This window comes from Staphylococcus sp. FSL W8-1270 (assembly GCF_038007165.1).
Classification (GTDB): domain Bacteria; phylum Bacillota; class Bacilli; order Staphylococcales; family Staphylococcaceae; genus Staphylococcus; species Staphylococcus hominis.
This window is the reverse complement of record NZ_JBBOWQ010000001.1, coordinates 1-22,619: the sequence shown is the minus strand read 5'-3', so window position 1 is coordinate 22,619 and position 22,619 is coordinate 1. Positions and strand designations below refer to the sequence as shown.

Sequence of the window (22,619 nt, the reverse complement as noted above, 5' to 3'; positions counted from 1 at the left end):
TGCAACTCCTAATCATGTTGTTGGAGGAAGTATCCAACGCCTCGACGTGTCACAATATATTCTGGATGAGATGGATCGTCTTCAATTTTTTCTCTTAAACGACGAATGGTTACATCCACTGTACGCACGTCTCCAAAATAATCGTAGCCCCAAACCGTTTGTAGTAAGTGTTCACGTGTCATAACTTGACCCATATGTTTTGAAAGATAGTGGAATAATTCAAATTCACGATGTGTTAATTCAATATCCTCACCACGTTTTTTAATTGAATAGGCATCGGGATAAACCACGATATCTTTAATCGCAATTTCATTCGTTGTACCTTCTGATTCTTGCGCAGGTTGAGAATAGTGACGTCTTAAGTTTGCTTTCACACGTGCAATTAATTCACGTGTACTAAATGGTTTCGTCACATAATCATCAGCGCCTAATTCAAGGCCCAATACTTTATCAATTTCTGAGTCTTTCGCTGTTAACATAATAATTGGCATTTCGTATTTTTTACGTACTTCACGACATACTTCCATACCATCACGACCAGGTAACATAATGTCTAACAATACGATGTCTGGCTCTTCTTCATAAATTAAATCGACTGCATCATTACCATCATAAGCGCAATGAACTTCATAGCCTTCTTTTTTTAAATTAAATTCTAAAATATCCGCAATTGGCTTTTCATCATCAACTACAACAACTTTTCTAGCCATATCTATAAACCTCATTTCTCAAATTGTAGTTTAAACCTTAATGTTTATTATATTTTGAGTAAAACATTAACTGTATTATATGGCGCTATCTTACGTCTTAACGCACGTTTATCTACTATATAATTTAACATTAATATTCACTTAATTCTATTTTCATATTTAAAATTATAGAATAACATTAATTTAAAGTTTACCACTCTCGTTTTATATTACAAATAAGTTGAGCGCCTTGAATATTGGACAAAAGTCGTAGGAAGACTGAAACGGTACAATGTTACAAAATGATGATAGAGGATAATCGTTGAAAATTAAGAGTGATATATAAAAGATGTATAAAAAAAGAGAGAAATATTAAAAATATATTGCGACGTCACCTATTTGTAATACACACATCGTTTTACTCATGATAACATCTATACATTTATAAAAATAAAGACGCAATATTAAAAAAGCATAAAAAAAATGCCTACCCTTTTGGATAAGCAATACGGTCTCGACGGGAATCGAACCCGCGATCTCCTGCGTGACAGGCAGGCGTGTTAACCGCTACACTACGAGACCTAAAATGGTGACTCCTACGGGACTCGAACCCGTGTTACCGCCGTGAAAGGGCGGTGTCTTAACCGCTTGACCAAGGAGCCGTTCTTAAGCACAAGATAGATTATAGCATAGCTTTTATTTTAAAGACAAGAACTTTTTTACATAATTTTAATATTTTTTTATAATTCCTTAATTTTTAGAAAAAAAGAGTTGTTTTGAAGATAGATTACATAACAATATACTTTTTTTCTTTACTTTTACATTATTAATTCATATTCAAATTTAAATGATACGGTTATCATTATCTTATTTTATATATAAAAAACGTTGCTAAAGTGAGTCACTTTAACAACGTTAGATGTATACCATTAAATGCTTTATTATTAACGAGATTCGAAACGTAATTCTCTCATCCATCATATGCTAATCTCTAAAATCAAAAACCGATTTTCGCTCTTAGCATGTTATTGCTCTAGATCTATACGCTTTTCTTACCATAATTTTTCTAATAGGTTTGTTTGCTCACGGTCAGGGCCTACAGAGAAGATTGAAATATGAACGCCACATAATTCAGAAATACGTTCTAAGTATTTACGTGCGTTTTCAGGTAATTCTTCTAATGTACGACAACCTGTAATGTCTTCTGTCCAACCAGGTAATTCTTCGAAGATGGGTTTACAACGACGTAATTGATCTAAGTTTGCTGGATATTCTGTGATTGTTTCACCATCTAACTCATATGCTGTACAGATTTTAACTGTATCTAAACCTGTTAAAACGTCAATTGAGTTAATAGATAAGTCTGTAATACCACTTACACGACGAGAGTGACGTAATACAACTGAGTCGAACCAACCTACACGACGAGGACGTCCTGTTGTCGTTCCATATTCACGACCTACTTCTCTAATATGATGACCATCTTCATCGAATAATTCAGTAGGGAATGGACCATCACCTACACGAGATGTATAAGATTTACATACACCAATCACTTTAGATACGAAGGTTGGACCCACGCCAGTTCCTACTGTCACGTTACCTGCAACAGGATTACTTGACGTTACGAAAGGATATGTACCATGGTCGATATCTAACATAACGCCTTGTGCACCTTCAAATAAAACTTTTTCATCAGCTACGAAAGCGTCATCCAAAATTTTAGCTGTATCTGTAACGAATTCTTTTAAACGTTGACCAGCGGCATAGTATTCATCGAACATTTCATCAAAGTGTGGGCAAGTTTCATTAAACATCCCTTTGAAATATGCATTTTTAATCTCAATATTTTCTTTTAAACGTCTTTCAAATGTATCTTTTTCTAATAGATCAGCCATACGAATACCAATACGTTGTGCTTTATCTACGTAAGCTGGTCCGATACCTTTTTTCGTTGTACCGATTTTATTATCGCCGCGACGACGTTCTTCATATTCATCTTGTGCTAAGTGATACGGTAAGATGACTTGCGCACGGTTTGAAATACGTAGATTATCTGTAGAAATACCACGTTCATTTAAACCGTCTAATTCTTTTAATAATGCAACAGGATCTACAACCACTCCATTACCAATCACTGCTAATTTATCTTTATAAAAAATACCTGATGGTACTAAATGTAATTTATATGTTTCTCCACCAAACTGAATAGTATGACCTGCGTTATTACCACCTGAAAAACGCGCAATCACATCTGCTTGTTCTGCTAAGAAATCTGTAATTTTACCTTTACCTTCGTCTCCCCATTGTGTCCCAACTACTACGATTGATGACATGTGAGCACCTCCAAAGTTTTCTCAATTAACCACTAAGTATTCTATCAATACGTTTCATATAATGCAAATAAAAATCGAACATTAAAAATAGCATTCACATCAGTCAAATAAATACGTATTTTTTATTAAAAAACCTTTAAAATTGTTAATTTACCAGTATTTCAAGTCAGTTTTACAAATGTTTAATACACATACTTCACTTAACTTCCCTTTTTAAAAACAAAATAAAAACCGTACATTTATATTAAAAATAATAATAATGTACGGTAAAAAATATTTTTATGACATGTCTGCATGTGCATAATCAATGTCTGTAAATTTATTATATTGTTTCATAAAGTGTAACTTCACTGTGCCTGTCGGGCCGTTACGTTGTTTGGCAATAATAATTTCAATCTCACCATTATCGTCATTGGATTGAGGTTCGAACTGCGTACTATCGTCATCTTCTTCACCATCGCCTCGATTATAATAATCATCACGATACAAGAACGCAACAATATCTGCGTCTTGCTCAATTGATCCTGATTCACGAATATCACTCATCATTGGTCGTTTATCTTGACGTTGTTCTACGCCACGAGATAACTGACTCAGTGCGATAACGGGACATTCTAATTCACGAGCGATGGCTTTTAACGTACGTGAGATTTCAGAGACTTCTTGTTGTCTATTATCTGAAAAGCGTGAGCCACTCCCTTGAATAAGTTGTAGATAGTCAATGACAATCATATCAAGACCATGTTCTTGTTTAAGACGACGACACTTTGATCGTAAATCTGTAATACGAATTCCTGGTGTATCATCAATAAAAATCTTTGTTCTCGATAATTTACCTACTGCAATCGTAAATCGATTCCAGTCTTCTTCTGTCATTGTCCCTGTTCTTAAACGGTTAGAATCTACATTTCCTGAACTACAAATCATACGTGTCGCAAGTTGATCAGCACCCATTTCAAGTGAGAAAATACCTACTGTATAGTTATCTTCATGAGTAGCTACTTTTTGAGCGATATTAAGTGCGAAGGCAGTCTTACCTACAGAAGGACGGGCTGCTAAAATAATTAAATCATTTCTATTAAAGCCCGCAGTCATCTGGTCTAAATCGCGGTATCCAGTAGGAATACCCGGCGTTTGCCCACTATTTTGATCAAGTTCCTCTGCAGTCTCATATACTTGACCTAAGACATCTCTAATATCTTTAAATCCATCACTTTGACGGTTTGCTGAGAGTTCAAGAATACGTTTTTCAGCATCACTTAAAATAGCATCTAATTCAAGCTCATTATTATACCCATCATTCGCAATGCTATCAGCTGTTTGAATTAATCGACGTTTAAGCGCAAGATTAGCAACTATATTTCTATAGTATTCAATATTACGTGTCGTCGGTACATTATTCGATAATTCAGCTAAATATTGAGGGCCACCAGCCTCACTTAATGTACCTTCTTTCGTTAATTGTTCCATTAACGTGACTACATCAATCTCATGAGCATCTTCGTTTAAGTTCATCATTGCTCTAAAGATATGTTGGTGTGCACCTCTATAAAACGACTCAGGAAGTAATACCTCCTGAGTCGAACCTATTAATTCTGGATCTAAAATAATTGCACCTAAGACAGACTGTTCAGCTTCATTGTTATGGGGCATTTGTCTTTGATCATACATATTATCCATCAATCATTACACCCATCTATCTTAAAATTTTCGACATGCTAGTGCAACATTATATCTTTCTATGAATTGCTTTTAAAAGAATGGACTACCTATTTGTCCTAAATCTTTTTATTTTTCTACAGTGTGTACGCGAATTGTACCTTCAACTTCTTTGTCTAATTTAACAGGTACATTAGTATAACCTAACGCGTGAATACCGTGTGGTAAATCCATTTTACGTTTATCAATTTTAATATCGTGTTGATTTTTTAATGCGTCAGCAATTTGTTTTGTACTAATAGAACCAAACAATTTACCGCCTTCACCAGTTTTAGCACTTACTTCAACTTCGATATCTTCTAATTTTGCTTTTAATGCTTTAGCATCATCGATTTCTTGTTGTCTATCCGCTTCAGCACGTCTATTTTGTTGTTCTAATTGTTTTAAATTACCTGGTGTTGCTTCAACAGCATATTTATTTTTTAATAAAAAGTTATTTGCGTAACCTACTGGCACGTCTTTAACTTCACCTTTTTTACCTTTACCTTTAACATCTTGTGTAAATATTACTTTCATGTATCTTCACTCCTACTCATTTGTTCAGTAATTGCTTGTTGTAATTGCTCGATTGCTTCTTCTATAGTGACACCTTTTATTTGCGTTGCAGCATTTGTTAAGTGACCTCCGCCACCTAAGGCTTCCATTGTTAATTGAACATTAATACCGCCTAATGAACGTGCTGAAATACCAATAAGATTATCTTCACGTTTCGCTACAACGTAAGAAGCTTCAATGCCTTCTAAACTTAACAATTCATCCGCAGCTTGTGCAACTGTTACAGGATGATAGATTTTATCATTAGAACCGTGAGCAATCGCGACACCGTGATCTTGAACTTCAACTGTACGTATCAATTCAGAACGATTAATATACGTATCAACATCATCTTTAAGGAATTGTTGCGTTAAGATTGTATCGGCACCATGCGCACGTAAATAACTTGCCGCATCAAACGTTCTTGAACCTGTTCGTAATGTAAAATTACGTGTATCAACAATAATACCTGCATACATAATTGTAGATTCTAAACGTGATAAACGTTGTTCTGTTGGCTGATATTCTAATAACTCTGTGACAAGTTCTGCAGTTGAACTTGCATAAGGTTCCATATAAACGAGTAATGGATTTGAAATAAAGCTTTCTCCACGTCTATGATGATCAATGACTACTTTACGATTCGCTTTATTTAAAATATTTTCATCTAATACCATTTCAGGTTTATGTGTGTCTACCACAACAACCGTTGTTTTTGACGTCATCATATCCCAAGCCTCATCAGATGTCACAAATCGTTCTTTCAATTCAGGTTTTTTATCAATTTCTTCCATCACACGACTTAATGTTGGATCGATATCTTCTTCATTAAGTACCACATATGCTTCTAAATTATTCATTGACGCAAATCGAGATACTCCAATAGCTGCGCCAACCGCATCTAAGTCGGGACGTTTATGTCCCATAATAATCACTTTGTCGCCTTCAGTTAAGATATCTTTCAATGCGTGAGAGATAACACGTGCTCTAACACGTGTTCGTTTTTCCATCGGGTCAGTCTTACCTCCGTAAAAGCGGACATTACCATTCATGTTTTTAATTGCAACTTGGTCTCCTCCACGACCTAAGGCTAAATCAAGTCCTGATTGAGATAATTCACCAAGTTCAATTAAATCTTCGGTACCTTCACCAACACCAATACTTAATGTCAATTGTGCACGATAGCCTACACTTTTTTCACGTAACTGACTTAGAATATCAAAATTAGAATCTTCTATTTCTGCTAAGATTTTTTGGTTTAAATACGCTACGAATTGATCTGAACTATAACGTTTAAAATAAATGTTATATTCAGTTGCCCATCGACTAATAATACGTGTCACCATTGAGTTGATTTCAGAACGTTGTGTGTCATTCATATTTTGTGTAATTTCATCGTAGTTATCTAAAAACAACGTTGCAATGATAGGCTTTGATTCTTCATATAATTCATTTGTATGTACTTCTTCTGTAATATCGAAGAAATATAAACAACGTTCTTCTTCAGAATAACGCACATGATAATGGTACTGACCATGTTCGATTTCTATTTCTTGTATTCTTTCAAGTTGCTTAAGAATATTCGGAAAAACTTCATTGACTGGTTCTGAGATGACATTCGTTTCTAGATGTTCAGACATATATTGGTTGATCCATTCGATGTGATCGTCAGCATCAATCACAACTAAACCAATTGGCATGCGTTTAATTGCTTTATTACTTCCTGCTGAAATATGACCACTCAGATTATCCACATAATGATCCATTTTTGATAATGCTTGTTTAATCAATACCGCACTAATGACGATCATAATGGTTAAAGCAATCGCCGTAAACGTTGCAATTAAAGGTTTAAATATAAACCCTACAATAACAATTGCAATTGCCGTAAGCACCATCAAAATGTAAGGAATAAGCAATGCTTTTTTAGTGGATTGACGGTTCATTCTTCCACCTCTATTCACTTTTTAAAGTCATTTTTTAATCATTCGTTTTAAGTTAATTCCTAAATCAAGTACGCCAAGTAATGATACGATATGCGTAAAGGGTGAAATCACTGTCCCCACGACCATTAATAATATAGATACCGCATCAGGTAATCGTTTGGCCTTTCCAAAGAAATGAATCAAACTCAATCCTTGGATATACATTAATAATGATAACACAACTTCGAAATTCAATACGATACTTTGGAATATACTTGGTTTCATCGCAAACATCACACATACTAGCACAATCATGTAAATCCATAATAATGTGCGATTCATCTGCCAAGCAAATAAAGGTCTAAACATAGGTGTTGCTACTTTGAATTTGCGTAAAATTGGAAATGTAATGATGATATTAATTAAAACTAAAAGAAAGACCATAATAATGATGTAACTTGGAAGTTGAACAGCCATTTGACGAAATCCTTCTTCTAAGATGATCTTATAATCTGATTCAACGCCTGAATTTACAATCGCATTGTTCATTGCGTCTTTTGCTGGTTTAATCAATACTTCGGTATTTGGAATCTTTTTGAACGCTTGTAATAACATAAATGCAATTAACGTCACAATACTTATATACATTGTTGTAATATATAAGATGCGTTCTTTAGATGTACGTTCTTTTAATAATTGGCCAATTACAAAACTTAGTAATAAAACTAGAATCATGGCACTTAATACAAAGGTATTCCCTAATAAGGTCGTGATGACTACAGTGAGTAAAGCTCCAATTCCAAATGTAGCAATTGATTTATGCCACATGATAATCCCTGGAATGGTAGCGAATAAACATAGAATCAGACCAATTATTGGCAATACATACGTAACTAAAGCAACTGCTACAAGCACGATAGTTCCTATAATCATTGCTTTAGGATGTACTTTTGAAAACACATTCGCCACTCCTATACTTTTTTGACTATAACGTCTATTTTAACCTCTATATTCAAATTAAACAAATGTGTTAACTGTTCTCTTATCTATTATTTTCGTTTGAATTTCGAAACTTTTAAAAAATGATACAAGTTAGGCGCCCAGTCATTAAAATTAAGTAAAAAACCATCATGGCCTACGTTGTCTGGAACAAAAAAGTGACGATGATATTTAAAACGTTCTCCTACTGCTCTGACTTGATCATCTGGATATAACAAATCATCTGTAAAGCCCATAGTTAGTACTTTTGTATTTAAAGATTGGAAGACCTCATCCACATCATCGCGCTGACGATCAAGATGATGACTATCTAAGACATTCAACATCGTTAAGTAACACGATAAATCGTAGGATTCTTTAAACTTATTACCTTGATAACGTTGATAATTGACTACTTCATCTGGTGTGAAACGCGCGTCATAACTTTTTGAAGAACGATAGGTTAAGAATCCAAGTTGTCTTGCAATACTAAGTCCCTCTTTACCTCCAATATGAATCGCTTCACGTGCAATTTCATTGAAAGCACGACTGTATGAAGAGGTTTTATCTGTAGCTGCTAAGATGACTGCCTTATCTACTTCGAATTGATGATTATATAATAATTCCATCACTTGCATGCCACCTAAACTGCCACCAATTAAAATATCGATTTTAGTAAATCCAAGGGCCTTTATTCCCAATTCAATTGCCTTAACTATATCTCTTAATGTTATTGTTTTAGGAAAATGAGCATCGTTTAATGGGGAGCTTGAACCAAAAGGACTTCCAATAACATTAAAAGTAAGAAACTGATAATCATAGATTGGCATATAACCACCATCAATGATTTCACGCCACCATCCAGGATGTTCATCTGTACCATAAGTTAAATGATTACCAGTCAGAGCATGACAAACCACAACAAGCGGTTGTCCCGAATAACCTACGTGCTCATAACGCAATTTTAGATTCTCAATTGTTTCACCTGATTCTGTTGTAAAAGCACCTAAATGTAATGTATCTACTGTATAATTTGTCATGCTATGCCTCCTTAGAATAAAAAAATCGCTTCTACTCTTAATTTTAAAAGTGTGAAGCGATAATACTTTAGTACTTATCATTCGAGTATCTCGTTGGTTGTAGCACCGTACAATGATTTGTCGGTTGCTGAAGCTTCATAGGGCCAATTCCCTCTACTTCTCAAAATAAGAGTATCTATATATTGATTGCATTGTTTAATTTAAATTTATTTTAATACAATTGTCTAGTTAACTTCAATGCGCAGTAAATAAATGGGTTAAAAGAACCATCGTATACCTGCAATGAATATAATACCTACAATAATAGTGATGGTTAGACTACGCGTCACAATTGCGATAATGACTGTAGGAATGGTTGCTACAATGAATGGAATATTTAATTCAAAGCCCTGCATGCCTTTATGTTGAACGATAAAACTATCAATAACTAACGCAGTGAATAATGAAATTGGAATAAACGACAGCCATTTGATGACTGTTTCTGACAGTTGAATACGTGAAATCATTAAAAAAGGTACGACACGTACAATTAATGTCACTAATCCACATAAAACGATGAGTAAAAGCATATGTCCAGTTATCGTCATCGATCCATCACCACCCCAAGTGTTGCAGCACAAATTGATGTAACAAGAATGGCCACATAAGAGGGCATCAACCAACTTAAAATGAACATCATTACAATAACGAACGCAATTAATACGATATATATACTTATTTTGGAACGTGTAATCGTTTCAAATTGAGCCATAGCCAAGAAAATAAACATAGCTGTAATCGCAAAGTCTAATCCTAACATTTCAGGATGAGAGATGTATTTCCCAAAGACTGCTCCTAACACACAAGCGATTGCCCAAAATGAATAAGCAGTAATATTTAATCCATGTAACCATCGGTCATTAATTGTTTCCCCTTTTAAGTGTGGCGTTATAGCAACCCCAAAGGTCTCGTCAGTAAGAAGAGAAGACAAAGCTAAACGATTCCATATACCATAATCTTTATAATTAGGTGATAATGTCATAGACAATAAAAAGAAGCGGGAATTCACAATTAACGTTGTTAACACGATTGCTGATATAGGTGTACCAGTAATAACTAAAGCACAAATAATAAATTGTGCTGCGCCTGCATAAACCAATAAACATAACAGAAGAATTTCTAGAACACTAAAATCCTGAGAAGCTGCCACAATGCCAAATGATAGTCCTATACCGATGTATCCTAGTAGTGTTGGAATACATTCTTTGACTCCTTGTTGAAATGTTACATGTGACGTCATGTTAGCTCCCCCTTTATATATGTATTTTCAAATTGACTATATATTTTAATTAAATTTAGTCTAATATAATCTAATAGACGCTTCAATATCTTTAGACGTCCGTTTGAGTGAGGTTAGAGAGAAGGGCGTTTAGAAATATTGATACTTCAATGTTTTAAAAATATCAGAAATTTTCGATATTTTTAAATTTACCTTTCTCAGGGCAGTCTTATTTAATATAAAAATAAATAAAGCGATAGAGGACTATGTCACTCTATCACTTTATGAGTTGAATTCTATTTAATGATTAGTTGACTGGACGAATTTCTGTTTTGCCGCCCATAAATGGTACAAGTGCTTCTGGAATTGTAATTGAACCATCTTCGTTTTGGTAGTTTTCTACGATAGCTGCAAATGTACGACCTACTGCAAGTCCACTACCATTTAATGTGTGTACTAATTCTGGTTTAGAAGAAGCATCACGTTTGAAACGAATGTTAGCACGACGAGCTTGGAAATCAGTACAGTTTGAGCAAGAACTAATTTCTTTGTAGTCATTGTAACTTGGTAACCATACTTCTAAGTCATATGTTTTACTTGCGCTGAAACCAATATCTCCAGTACATAAGATCACGCGACGATATGGTAATTTTAATTCTTCTAAAATTGCTTCGGCATTTTGAGTCATATCTTCTAATGCATCCCAAGAATCTTCAGGTTTTTCAAAACGTACCATTTCAACTTTATCGAATTGATGTAAACGAATTAAACCTCTTGTATCTCTACCAGCTGATCCCGCTTCACTACGGAAACATGCAGTTTGACCAGTGAATTTTTCTGGTAACACATCCGGTTGGATAATTTCATTTCTATAGAAGTTTGTTAATGGCACTTCTGCAGTTGGAATTGTATATAAGCCTTCTTTTTCAACTTTGAATAAATCTTCTTCAAATTTAGGTAATTGGCCTGTACCAAACATTGTATCTGCATTTACCAATTGAGGTGTCATCATTTCTGTATAACCATGTTGTGTTGTATGTTTTGTTAACATATAGTTCATTAATGCACGTTCTAATAAAGCACCATCTTTAGTTAAATAAACGAAGCGCGCACCTGATACTTTTGCAGCACGTTCGAAATCAGCCATTTTTAATTCTTCTACTAAATCCCAGTGCGCTTTTGGTTCAAAATCAAATTCACGAGGCGTACCCCATTTTTTTAATTCAACATTTTCAGTGTCGTCAGCACCTTGTGGTACGTCATCTGCAATTAAGTTTGGAATACGAATTAAGATATCACGAATTTTGTTATCTACTTCATTTAATTTTGCATCATTTTCTTTAATTTCATCGCCTAATTCACGCATTTCTTTAATGACGTCATCTGCATCTTCTTTATTACGTTTTTTTTCAGCGATTTGATCACTTACTTTGTTACGACGTGCTTTCATTTCTTCTGTTTTACCAATTAAATCACGACGTTGATTATCTAATTCTAATACTTCATCAACAACCTTTGAATCATCTCCTCGTAATTCAATTTTGCTCTTAACTTTGTCCGTTTCGTCTCTGAATTGCTTGATGTCTAACATATAATATTCATCCTTCCAAAAAATTTATATTGAGTGACCATAGCGATTTAAAATAAAAAAAGACCACGTCCCCATACAAGGGACGTGGTCTACGCGTTGCCACCCTATTTAACAATTTAATTAAATAAACTAAATTGCACTCCACTATCGATAACGGTTAAAACCGATTGTTCAATATAAGTAGGTAGATTCGCATAAAAATTAATTACTTGTTTACACTAACCACAAGCTCTCTGAAATTAATACCCTTATGTTACTTAGCCTACGAACAATACTTTATTAAGTTAATTTTAATATAGCAAAGTCATATATAATTTTCAAGCAGTTACCTCAACCAAATATAACAAACTACATACGTTAAAATTCTGTCAATTTTAGCATTTATAAATTTATTTAAAATAGTGTTGACGAAACGCTTAAGCAGGTATAATATTTTCTATTGTATTTAAAATGCACATGATATTTTCGCTTGTCTTAATAACTCATCATTTCATTGATTTAATATATAGAAGTTATGACTTTCGAATCTAAATAGGGAGGATTCATCATATGGAAACATTAACTAATGTGACAATTCCTAAACGTAATGACGAAACGCATAAAGGTGATTATGGAAAAATTCTTTTAATTGGTGGTAGTGCAAATTTAGGCGGAGCAATCATGTTAGCTGCCCGTGCATGTCTTTTTAGTGGAAGTGGTTTAATTACTGTAGCCACACATCCTACTAATCATGCAGCCATTCATTCACGTTGTCCTGAAGCAATGGTAATAGATATTAATGATACTAAAATGTTAACAAAAATGATTGAGAATACAGATAGTATTTTAATTGGACCAGGTCTTGGCGTTGATTTTAAAGGAAATAATGCGATTACTTTCTTACTACAAAATATTCAACCCCACCAAAACTTAATTGTAGATGGTGATGCAATTACAATATTTTGTAAACTTAAACCTGATATTCCTACATGTCGTGTTATCTTTACACCACATCAAAAAGAATGGGAACGTCTAAGTGGTATTCCTATTGAAGAACAAACGTATGAAAGAAATAGAGAAGCTGTGGATAAATTAGGTGCTACTGTAGTACTAAAAAAACACGGTACAGAAATCTTCTTTAAAGATAAAGAATACAAATTACCAATTGGCACACCTGCAATGGCTACAGGTGGTATGGGTGATACATTAGCTGGTATGATTACAAGTTTTGTAGGTCAATTTGATAGCTTACAAGATGCCGTTACGAGCGCAACTTATATTCACAGTTATATTGGTGAAAAACTTTCTGAAAAAATGTACGTTGTGCCCCCTTCAAAATTAATTAATCAAATTCCTTATGTAATGAAAGAATTAGAACGATAAATAATAAAAATAAGACTTCCCTATATGTGGGAAGTCTTATTTTTATATTTAATTCTGATCTGAATCATTCTCAATATCTTCATTTACACGATCCATGAAATCTTGTCTTACTTCGATGCGTTCATCATCTTCATCATCTTCATCAGATTCAGTATGCAAAGCGTTACCAGGTGTCGTATCATCTATCACTTGTTCATTTGCGCTTTCTGTAGTTTGGGCACTCACATTTTCTGTTTGTTGTGCCACTTCAGTTGCAGCTTCATCTTCAGTTTTATCAATGACTTTCGCAACGGTTGATACGGCTTGATTATCGCCTAATTTCATTAATCGCACACCTTGTGTGGCACGGCCATTTTGAGAAATATCTTCAACTTGTAGACGAATAATAATACCACCATCTGTTACAATCATTAAATCTTCTTGACCGCTTACCGTTGTAATACATACAACATTACCATTACGTTCTGTAATTTTAGCTGTTTTTATACCTTTACCGCCACGATTAGATAAACGATATTCACTTACAGGTGTTCGTTTACCATAACCTTTTTCAGTAACGACTAGAACTTCATCTTCACTTTCAGCATAGGCTACGTCTAAACCTACGACTACGTCATTTTCTCTTAGAGAAATACCTCTCACACCTGAAGCTGTACGACCTAGTGGGCGTAAACTATTTTCAGGGAATCGAATTAATGAGGCATGTGCTGTACCAAGTAAAATATCTTGTTTACCATCAGTAAGACGAACTGCGATTAATTCATCATCTTCTTTAAAGCCAATCGCAATTTTACCATTCTTATTAATATGAGAGAAGTTACTTAATGCAGAACGTTTAACAATACCTTTTTTAGTAGCAAAGACTAAGAAACTGTTCTCATCTTCTAAATCTCTTACGGCAATCATCGTACTAATCACTTCATCATTTTCAAGCTCAATCGCATTAATGACTGGAATACCTTTAGATTGACGAGATAATTCAGGTACTTCGTATCCTTTCAACTTATAAACACGGCCTTTATTCGTAAAGAATAAAACATTATCATGTGTACTTAATGTTACAAGTTGACTGACAAAGTCTTCTTCTAAGGTATTCATACCTTGTACACCTCGTCCACCTCTGTTTTGTGAACGATATGTAGATACAGGTAAACGTTTAATATAGTTGTTATGACTTAAAGTGATGACAATTTGTTCTTCAGGGATTAAGTCTTCATCTTCTAAGTGATCTAAACCACCCAATTGAATTTCAGTACGACGTTCGTCACCGAAACGTTCTTTAATTTCTGTAAGCTCATCACGAACAAGTTGAAGTAATACATCTTCATTTGCTAAAATCTCTTCTAATTCTGCAATATAACTTAATAATTCATTATACTCATTTTCAATTTTATCGCGCTCCAACCCAGTTAAACGACGTAAACGCATATCTAAAATGGCTTGAGCTTGACGTTCAGACAATTTAAAACGTTCTTGCAATGTTTCCATCGCCACTTTATCTGTGTCAGACTCACGAATAATAGAAATAATTTCATCAATATGATCCAGCGCAATTCTTAAACCTTCTAAGATATGTGCACGATCTTTCGCTTTTTTCAAATTGTATTCTGTACGACGACGTACAACTGTTTTTTGATGTTCTAAATATTCAACAAGCGCTTCTTTTAAGTTAATTAATTTAGGTCGACCATTCACAAGGGCAATCATATTTACACCAAATGATGTTTGTAATGGTGTATGTTTATATAAATTATTTAAAATAACATTTGCATTGGCATCTTTACGTACATCAATAACAACTCTTACCCCTGTACGTAAACTTGTTTCGTCACGAAGATCTGTGATACCTTCAATTCTTTTCTCACGCGCTAATTCTGCAATTTTCTCAATCATTCTTGCTTTATTCACTTGATATGGAATTTCAGTCACAACAATACGCTGACGACCACCGCCACGTTCTTCTATTGATGCACGTGCACGCATTTGAATTGATCCACGACCAGTTTCATAGGCACGTCTAATGCCACTTTTACCTAAAATTAAGCCAGAAGTTGGAAAATCAGGACCTTGAATATCTTCCATCAATTCTGAGATTGTGATATCAGGATTTTGACTTAAACGTAAGACTCCGTCAATGACTTCTGTTAAATTGTGTGGTGGAATATTTGTAGCCATACCAACCGCAATACCTGAAGCACCATTCACTAAAAGGTTAGGGAAACGAGAAGGTAAGACTTCGGGCTCTCTTTCTGTACCATCATAGTTATCTAAGAAATCAATAGTATCTTTATTGATATCACGTAACAGTTCTAATGTGATTTTGGTCATTTTTGCTTCGGTATAACGCATTGCCGCAGCACCGTCACCATCCATTGAACCAAAGTTACCTTGACCATCAACAAGAGGATAACGATAGCTAAAGGTTTGTGCCATTCTTACCATAGCATCATAAATTGAAGAGTCGCCGTGTGGATGATATTTCCCCATAACGTCCCCAACAATACGTGCTGATTTTTTATAAGGTTTGTCTGGAGTCATTCCTTGTTCATTTAGACCATATAAAATACGACGATGTACAGGTTTTAAACCATCACGTACATCTGGTAATGCACGTGAAACGATAACGCTCATCGCATAGTCTAAAAATGATTCGCGCATTTCGTTGGTTATATTTCTTTCATTAATTCTTGATTGTGGTAGAGAATCAGCCATCAAGATATCCTCCTTTTATAGTCAGTTCACATTAAGTTAAATTAGAAATCTAAATTAGCATAAACTGCATTATCTTCGATAAATTGTCTACGATTTTCAACAACGTCACCCATTAACATTTCAAATGTTTGATCCGCTTCTACTGCATCTTCAAGTTTTACTTGTAACATCATACGATTTTCAGGATTCATTGTTGTTTCCCATAATTGATCGGCATTCATTTCACCTAAACCTTTGTAACGAGAAATTTGCCATTTTGGAGTAGGATTTAGTTCAGCTTTTAATTTATCCAATTCACGATCGTTAAAGACGTAATATTTTTGTTTACCTTGTGTTAGCTTATACAATGGTGGTTGAGCGATGTATACATACCCAGCCTCAATTAATGGACGCATAAATCTGTAGAAGAATGTAAGTAATAATGTACGAATATGCGCACCATCTACATCAGCATCTGTCATGATAACAATCTTATGATAACGGGCTTTAGAAATATCAAATTCGCCACCTATGCCTGTACCAAATGCTGTAATCATTTGACGGATTTCATTGTTATTTAAAATACGATCTAAACGTGCTTTTTCCACATTTAATATTTTACCTCTCAACGGTAAAATCGCTTGTGTTTTTGAGTCACGACCTTCTTTTGTAGACCCCCCGGCAGAGTCACCCTCAACTAAGAAAATTTCACTTTCATCAGGATTTTTACTTGAACAGTCTGCCAGTTTACCAGGTAAACTTGAAATTTCTAATGCTGATTTACGACGTGTCACTTCACGCGCTTTTTTAGCTGCTACACGTGCTCTTGACGCCATGATTCCTTTTTCAACAATGATTCTTGCAACATTTGGATTCTCATATAAAAAGCGTTCAAAGTGTTCTGAAAATAATCGATCAACGATTTGACGTACTTCAGAGTTACCTAATTTCGTCTTCGTTTGACCTTCGAATTGTGGATTACCATGTTTTATAGAGACAACTGCTGTTAAACCTTCACGTGTATCTTCACCTGAAAGACGTTCTTTATCATCTTTAATAATCTTACTTTGAGTCCCATAACTGTTTAAGACACGTGTAAGTGCACGTTTAAAGCCATCTTCATGTGTACCACCTTCATATGTGTGGATATTATTCGCATAGGATAATAAGTTTGTAGCATAACCGCTATTGTATTGTATTGCAATTTCTACTTCGATATCATCTTTTGACTGATGAATATAAATAGGTTCGTCATGAATAGGTTCTTTATTTTCGTTCAGTAATTCAACGTAAGATTTAATACCACCTTCATAATGATACGTGTCTTCACGTTGTTCTTCATCTTCACGTTCGTCTCTTAGTGTAATTGAAATACCTTTATTTAAGAATGCTAATTCTCTAATACGTTTTTGAAGTGTTTCATAATTATAAACTGTTGTTTCTGAAAAGATTTCACTATCTGCTTTAAAGCGAATCACTGTACCTGTTTTATCCGTACTACCTATTTCTTTAAGATCAAATTGAGGCACGCCTTTTTTGTATGCTTGATGATAAATTGTTTCATTACGGTGTACATACACTTCTAAATCTTGTGATAACGCATTTACTACAGATGAACCTACACCATGTAGTCCACCAGATACTTTGTATCCGCCACCACCGAATTTACCTCCGGCATGAAGTACAGTAAGAATAACTTCTACTGCGGGACGTCCCATTTTTTCTTGAATATCGACAGGAATACCACGACCATTGTCAGTCACTTTAATCCAGTTGTCATTCTCAATCACTACTTCAATTTGATTAGCATATCCAGCTAGCGCTTCGTCAATACTGTTATCAACGATTTCCCATACCAAATGATGCAAACCTCTTTCTGAAGTTGAGCCAATATACATACCAGGGCGTTTACGTACCGCTTCAAGTCCTTCTAATACCTGTATTTGTCCAGCACCATAATTATCTGTGTTGTTTACATCTGACAATGTATTCACCATCACTTTCTATTACTTAATAATTTCACCTTGATTAATTCGGTAAAGTTTCGCATTATTCATGATTTCATGATCAATACCGTCTACCGATGTAGTTGTTACGAAGGTTTGTACTTTATGTTGAATTGTACTGAGTAAATGCGTCTGACGAGAATCATCAAGTTCACTTAAGACATCGTCTAATAATAAAATCGGATATTCTCCGACTTCAATGTTCATTAATTCTATTTCTGCTAGTTTAATTGATAAAGCGGTTGTTCTTTGTTGACCTTGAGATCCATAGGTTTGAGCATCCATGTCATTCACATTAAATCCTAAGTCATCTCTATGTGGACCGTATAAACATACTGCTCTATCCATTTCACGTTGTTGATATTCATTCAATAACGTGATGACTTCATCTAATAATTCACTCTTATTTTTACTTGTATCGCTAAGTTTAATACTTGGTAAATATTTTAGAGATAATGTTTCACGTTGGTTCGTAATACCAGCGTGGATAGGCTGTGCTAAAGCCTCTAATTCTTCAATAAATTGCTCACGTCTTAAAGTGACATTAAGCGCATATTGTGCAAATTGTTGATTTAAAACCTCTAGCATCGTTTTATCTGTTTTTTGACCAAGTTGTAACTGCTTAAGATAATTATTTTTTTGTTTGAGAATACGTTGATATTGAGCTAAATCGTTGAGATATACTGCAGAAATTTGCCCTAATTCCATATCTATAAATCGTCTTCTAATTTGAGGAGAACCTTTAACAATATTTAAGTCTTCAGGTGCAAAAAGAACCACATTTAGATGTCCAACATACTGTGTTAGTCGACTTTGTTCCAAGTGGTTCACTTTAACTTGTTTACCTTTTTTAGTTATATACATCGTTAATGGCATGGTTCCGTGTCTATAACTTAGCTCACCCTCTATTTTAGCATACTCAGAGTTAAACCGTATAAGTTCCTTGTCATTGGAGGTTCGGTGACTTTTAGCTAAAGCAAGGACGTAAATTGATTCAAGTAAATTTGTCTTTCCCTGTGCATTTTCTCCAATAAGAATATTCACTTCAGGATGACAATTTAACGTAACCGCTTCATAGTTACGATAGTTTTCTAATTGGAGTGTTTTAAGCTTCATTGCTCACCTTGATGAATAATAATAAATGAATCGATATCTGGAATATCAGGGAAGTCGATACGATCTTGGTCAGCTAGCTTTTTTCCACGACGTGTTTCACGTTCGCCATTTAATAAAACATCGTAATCTTGTAAGAACCATTTTGCTTGTCCACCTGATTCGATGATACCTTCTGTTTTAAGAAATTGACCTAACGTAATCTCGCCTTCAACTATTACTTCTTGAACCAAAATAATCACTCCATTTCTTTATATATCATTACTATATTATACCTTTTTTAGGAATAAATTTCATTTAAAATGAAGTGTGAAACCGTTTACTTTTAAATAAGTTTTTGTTATTTTAAATTGTTATGTAAAAAATAGATGATTTTTTGAAATTATGACAAAAATAATCAGAGACAATATCTCAATTTTTAATTTTAAGGCCTATTTCAGCGAATATAATGAGTTGTAGATAAAAACCACGTTTTACTAAATTTAGCTTCACTATGAACCTCTGAGATAGTTTAAAATTACTGTTTTAATCAATAAAAAAGTAGAACAGTAATTCAATAAGAACTCTGTTCTACTTTAACTTTTTAATTAATCTTTAATGACTAGTATGTTCTGATTGGTAAAATGAGTTGAGTGACTGAATCATCTGCTTTTGGTTTTAAGATAAATGGTTTCATCGTACCAAAGAATTCTACTTCAACTTCATCATTATCAATTGCTTTTAATGCGTCCATCATATATTTTGAGTTGAATGAAATTTTCAAATTGCCACCTTCAACATCAGTTGCTGTAACTTCTTCTTTTACTGTACCGATTTCTGGTGATGTAGATGATAATTCTACAACCTCATTTCCAGTACTTAATTTAATTACGTTATTTCCGCCTTCACGTGCAAGTAATGACGCACGATCTATCGCATGATAGAATTCTCCGTTATCTAATCCTAATTTGATTTCATAGTTTTCAGGGAAAAGACGTGTTGTATCAGGATAATGACCTTCTAATAAACGTGAAATAAAGTTTACGTTACCGACCTTGAACAATACTTGATTAGATGCAAAGAAGATATCGATGTCTTCATCATTATCACTCATAATTTTATTTAATTCAGATAATGCTTTACCTGGAATAATAACATTTTTATTTTCCGATTCATCTTCAAGCTTTAATTTTCTTACAGCCAAGCGGTGTGAATCCGTAGCAGTGCATATTAATTCATTATCTTGTATAAGCCAGTTCACACCAGTTAAAACTGGGCGTGTTTCTGAGGTGGACACTGCAAAGTTTGTTTGCGCAATAATGTTTTTAAGTACTTTTACAGATAATTGAATTGCATCATCACGTGATACTTGCGGTAATAATGGATATTGTTCAGGATCTAAACCACTTAAATTAAATTCTGAATGTCCTGATGTGATAAGGGTTTGAAACTGTTCATTTGTTGATAATTTAACATCTTTGCCTGGTAATTTTTTAATGATGTCAACAAAGAAACGACCAGGAAGAACCACTGATCCAGTTTCAGTAATATCAACAATATCTTCTCCATCTACTTGTTTAGGAATCGTGATTTCAATTGAAATTTCTGAATCAGAACCAGTTAAAATAACATTATTATCTTTAGCATCAATTTTGATACCTGTTAAAATTGGTAAAGTTGTTCTTGGTGAGATTGCCTTTAATGTATCATTCAATTGTGTGATAAAGTAATCTCTTTTTATTGTAAATTCCATTATTAATTTAAACTCCTTCCAGTCGTTTATACTTAAATTATATAGGTTTTAAAATCATAGTAATAGTAGTAGGGCTTGTGGATTAGTGGATATCTCATGAAACGCCTTTTATATCAAAGTTATACACATGTGGATAAGTTGTTAATGATGTGTATTACTTCTTCACATTATCCACAATTTAACCTTTTCTAGATTCTTGCTATATTTATAAAATTATTTAGAAGCACAATCATCTTTGATATTGAATGTCATATTTTAGCAATGCTGTTATATAACAGATTCATATTTCCTATTACTGTTTACGTATTTCTTTTTCTAAATCTTCGACTTCTTGTTTGAAAATTGGATCCGCCTTAATATCATTCGAAATTTTTTCGTGTGCGTGAATAACTGTAGTATGATCGCGTCCTCCAAATTCCTCACCAATTTTTGGTAATGAAAAATCAGTTAATTCTCTAGATAGATACATTGCGATTTGTCGTGGATATGCAATCGACTTTGTTCTTTTCTTAGCACTAAAATCTTCGATGCGTACATTGTAATAATGCCCAACTACTTTTTGAATATCTTGAATCGAGATTTTTTTAGATTTGGGAACTTGAATAATATCTTTTAATGCTTCAGCAGCAAGTTCTGTTGTAATCGGTTTACCTTGTAATTTTGAATAAGCAAGTAAACGCGTTAAAGCTCCTTCAAGTTCACGAATATTTGATTGAATTTGATTTGCAATATAATTCAATGCTTCTGCTGGAATTTCTAAGTTCTCTTCTTCGATTTTTTTCTGCAAGATGGCCATACGTGTTTCATAATCTGGTGGCGTGATATCAACAATGAGACCCCATTCAAATCGAGAACGTAAGCGATCTTCAAGTTTTGCTATTTCTTTAGGTGGACGATCACTTGAAATAACAATTTGTTTTTTATTTTGATGTAATTCATTAAATGTGTGGAAAAATTCTTCTTGTGTTTGTTCTTTATTTTGAATGAATTGAATATCATCAATTAATAATACATCGATATTTCTATATTTTTCTCTAAATGCTTCAGGTTCATTGTTACGAATGGATTTAATAAAATCATTTGTAAACTTTTCGCTTGAAGTATAAAGCACTTTGGCATTCGGTTTATTACTTAGTACGTGATGACCAATGGCATGCATTAAATGCGTTTTCCCTAATCCTACGCCTCCATAGATAAATAATGGATTATAAGCTTGTGCAGGTGCTTCAGCTACAGCTAAGCTTGCTGCATGTGGGAAGCGGTTGCCAGGACCAATCACAAATGTATCAAACGTATTATGCGTATTAAATTGATCGATATCATCATGGCTATCATCAATGGCAGACGTTTTGTTTACAGTATTTGATTGTTTACGACTCGTTTCATCAAGTTCAGCGAGTTGTTCAGCAGTGTAAAATTTTGGATCAACTTCATAACCAATGATGTCTTTCATAATTGTTTGAATTACATCTTTATAATTTGAGTTTAACCAATCAGCATAAAACTCATGAATAACAAAGATGTAAGCAACATTGTCGCGAATTTCTTTAAGTTCAGTGTCTTTTAAAAACGTATTAAACGTTGTTTTCGAAATCTCTGACTCAGCTACTTCTAATACCTTTTTCCAAATTTCTTGTTCCGACAT

The 22,619-nt window shown here is 34.0% G+C and carries 17 protein-coding genes, 2 tRNA genes, 1 riboswitch and 1 other annotated feature; of the genes, 1 reads left to right on the top strand and 18 read right to left on the bottom strand.

Features of this window, described 5'->3' with window-relative positions; all coding sequences use genetic code 11:
* Window positions 1–8 precede the first annotated feature (8 nt).
* The 12 genes from yycF to serS all read right to left on the bottom strand — a co-directional run bounded on the left by yycF (window position 9) and on the right by serS (window position 12,070).
* On the bottom strand, window positions 9–710 hold the full coding sequence (gene yycF / locus NSU06_RS00095) for a response regulator YycF (RefSeq protein ID WP_048787705.1): 702 nt from the start codon (window positions 708–710) through the stop codon (window positions 9–11).
* Window positions 711–1,198: 488 nt separating this feature from the next.
* Window positions 1,199–1,271 (bottom strand) — tRNA-Asp (locus NSU06_RS00090).
* Window positions 1,272–1,276: 5 nt separating this feature from the next.
* A tRNA-Glu gene (locus tag NSU06_RS00085) sits at window positions 1,277–1,351 on the bottom strand.
* 390 nt (window positions 1,352–1,741) lie between these two features.
* Entirely contained in the window at window positions 1,742–3,025 is a 1,284-nt protein-coding gene (locus NSU06_RS00080; RefSeq protein ID WP_017175614.1) for an adenylosuccinate synthase, read from the bottom strand.
* 279 nt (window positions 3,026–3,304) lie between these two features.
* Complete coding sequence (gene dnaB, locus NSU06_RS00075; protein WP_002449507.1) at window positions 3,305–4,705, bottom strand: replicative DNA helicase; 1,401 nt, start codon at window positions 4,703–4,705, stop codon at window positions 3,305–3,307.
* A gap of 108 nt (window positions 4,706–4,813) precedes the next feature.
* Window positions 4,814–5,260, bottom strand: a complete 447-nt coding sequence (gene rplI / locus NSU06_RS00070; RefSeq protein WP_002488452.1) for a 50S ribosomal protein L9 — start codon at window positions 5,258–5,260, stop codon at window positions 4,814–4,816.
* Complete coding sequence (locus tag NSU06_RS00065; protein WP_131566595.1) at window positions 5,257–7,224, bottom strand: DHH family phosphoesterase; 1,968 nt, start codon at window positions 7,222–7,224, stop codon at window positions 5,257–5,259. The genes rplI and NSU06_RS00065 overlap by 4 nt, the downstream gene beginning before the upstream one ends.
* A 27-nt stretch (window positions 7,225–7,251) precedes the next feature.
* Window positions 7,252–8,163 carry a YybS family protein gene (locus tag NSU06_RS00060; protein WP_049420562.1) on the bottom strand — a complete coding sequence of 304 codons (912 nt, stop codon included), beginning with the start codon at window positions 8,161–8,163 and terminating at the stop codon, window positions 7,252–7,254.
* Between the two features lie 89 nt (window positions 8,164–8,252).
* Window positions 8,253–9,221: a homoserine O-acetyltransferase MetX gene (gene metX, locus NSU06_RS00055; RefSeq protein ID WP_017175617.1), complete on the bottom strand. Its 969-nt coding sequence runs from the start codon at window positions 9,219–9,221 to the stop codon at window positions 8,253–8,255.
* A 71-nt stretch (window positions 9,222–9,292) separates the two neighbouring features.
* Window positions 9,293–9,393, bottom strand: a riboswitch (SAM riboswitch).
* A gap of 85 nt (window positions 9,394–9,478) precedes the next feature.
* Window positions 9,479–9,808, bottom strand: a complete 330-nt coding sequence (locus NSU06_RS00050; RefSeq protein WP_048680094.1) for an AzlD domain-containing protein — start codon at window positions 9,806–9,808, stop codon at window positions 9,479–9,481.
* Window positions 9,805–10,500, bottom strand: a complete 696-nt coding sequence (locus NSU06_RS00045) for an AzlC family ABC transporter permease (RefSeq protein WP_017175619.1) — start codon at window positions 10,498–10,500, stop codon at window positions 9,805–9,807. The genes NSU06_RS00050 and NSU06_RS00045 overlap by 4 nt, the downstream gene beginning before the upstream one ends.
* A gap of 286 nt (window positions 10,501–10,786) precedes the next feature.
* Window positions 10,787–12,070, bottom strand: a complete 1,284-nt coding sequence (serS, locus tag NSU06_RS00040; protein ID WP_077700137.1) for a serine--tRNA ligase — start codon at window positions 12,068–12,070, stop codon at window positions 10,787–10,789.
* A gap of 75 nt (window positions 12,071–12,145) precedes the next feature.
* Window positions 12,146–12,349 (bottom strand) — a binding site (T-box leader).
* Window positions 12,350–12,619: 270 nt separating this feature from the next.
* Here serS and NSU06_RS00035 point away from each other — a divergent pair.
* The gene (locus tag NSU06_RS00035; protein WP_002488487.1) at window positions 12,620–13,432 is read left to right on the top strand and encodes an NAD(P)H-hydrate dehydratase; all 813 of its coding nucleotides are present in this window, start codon (window positions 12,620–12,622) and stop codon (window positions 13,430–13,432) included.
* 48 nt (window positions 13,433–13,480) lie between these two features.
* Here the strand turns inward: NSU06_RS00035 and gyrA are convergent, their stop codons facing one another.
* The 6 genes from gyrA to dnaA form a co-directional block, all read right to left on the bottom strand.
* On the bottom strand, window positions 13,481–16,144 hold the full coding sequence (gene gyrA, locus NSU06_RS00030) for a DNA gyrase subunit A (RefSeq protein ID WP_340778939.1): 2,664 nt from the start codon (window positions 16,142–16,144) through the stop codon (window positions 13,481–13,483).
* Window positions 16,145–16,185: 41 nt separating this feature from the next.
* The gene (gene gyrB / locus NSU06_RS00025; RefSeq protein ID WP_019834694.1) at window positions 16,186–18,120 is read right to left on the bottom strand and encodes a DNA topoisomerase (ATP-hydrolyzing) subunit B; all 1,935 of its coding nucleotides are present in this window, start codon (window positions 18,118–18,120) and stop codon (window positions 16,186–16,188) included.
* Window positions 18,121–18,129: 9 nt separating this feature from the next.
* Window positions 18,130–19,245 carry a DNA replication/repair protein RecF gene (recF, locus tag NSU06_RS00020; RefSeq protein WP_017175622.1) on the bottom strand — a complete coding sequence of 372 codons (1,116 nt, stop codon included), beginning with the start codon at window positions 19,243–19,245 and terminating at the stop codon, window positions 18,130–18,132.
* Window positions 19,242–19,484 carry a S4 domain-containing protein YaaA gene (gene yaaA / locus NSU06_RS00015; RefSeq protein WP_170999996.1) on the bottom strand — a complete coding sequence of 81 codons (243 nt, stop codon included), beginning with the start codon at window positions 19,482–19,484 and terminating at the stop codon, window positions 19,242–19,244. The genes recF and yaaA overlap by 4 nt, the downstream gene beginning before the upstream one ends.
* Before the next feature lie 359 nt (window positions 19,485–19,843).
* Window positions 19,844–20,977, bottom strand: coding sequence for a DNA polymerase III subunit beta (gene dnaN, locus NSU06_RS00010; RefSeq protein WP_025987126.1), 1,134 nt, complete (start codon window positions 20,975–20,977; stop codon window positions 19,844–19,846).
* Window positions 20,978–21,266: 289 nt separating this feature from the next.
* Window positions 21,267–22,619 (bottom strand): chromosomal replication initiator protein DnaA (gene dnaA, locus NSU06_RS00005; protein WP_002488122.1); only part of this gene is annotated, 1,353 nt, incomplete at its 5' end.

Excerpts from the sequence above, each read along its gene's own strand:
- NSU06_RS00080 (WP_017175614.1), bottom strand. The coding sequence starts at position 3,025 with ATGTCATCAATCGTAGTAGTTGGGACACAATGGGGAGACGAAGGTAAA.
- rplI (WP_002488452.1), bottom strand. The coding sequence starts at position 5,260 with ATGAAAGTAATATTTACACAAGATGTTAAAGGTAAAGGTAAAAAAGGT.
- yycF (WP_048787705.1), bottom strand. The coding sequence starts at position 710 with ATGGCTAGAAAAGTTGTTGTAGTTGATGATGAAAAGCCAATTGCGGAT.
- gyrB (WP_019834694.1), bottom strand. The coding sequence starts at position 18,120 with ATGGTGAATACATTGTCAGATGTAAACAACACAGATAATTATGGTGCT.
- recF (WP_017175622.1), bottom strand. The coding sequence starts at position 19,245 with ATGAAGCTTAAAACACTCCAATTAGAAAACTATCGTAACTATGAAGCG.
- dnaB (WP_002449507.1), bottom strand. The coding sequence starts at position 4,705 with ATGGATAATATGTATGATCAAAGACAAATGCCCCATAACAATGAAGCT.
- NSU06_RS00045 (WP_017175619.1), bottom strand. The coding sequence starts at position 10,500 with ATGACGTCACATGTAACATTTCAACAAGGAGTCAAAGAATGTATTCCA.
- NSU06_RS00050 (WP_048680094.1), bottom strand. The coding sequence starts at position 9,808 with ATGACGATAACTGGACATATGCTTTTACTCATCGTTTTATGTGGATTA.
- serS (WP_077700137.1), bottom strand. The coding sequence starts at position 12,070 with ATGTTAGACATCAAGCAATTCAGAGACGAAACGGACAAAGTTAAGAGC.
- gyrA (WP_340778939.1), bottom strand. The coding sequence starts at position 16,144 with ATGGCTGATTCTCTACCACAATCAAGAATTAATGAAAGAAATATAACC.
- NSU06_RS00065 (WP_131566595.1), bottom strand. The coding sequence starts at position 7,224 with ATGAACCGTCAATCCACTAAAAAAGCATTGCTTATTCCTTACATTTTG.
- metX (WP_017175617.1), bottom strand. The coding sequence starts at position 9,221 with ATGACAAATTATACAGTAGATACATTACATTTAGGTGCTTTTACAACA.
- NSU06_RS00035 (WP_002488487.1), top strand. The coding sequence starts at position 12,620 with ATGGAAACATTAACTAATGTGACAATTCCTAAACGTAATGACGAAACG.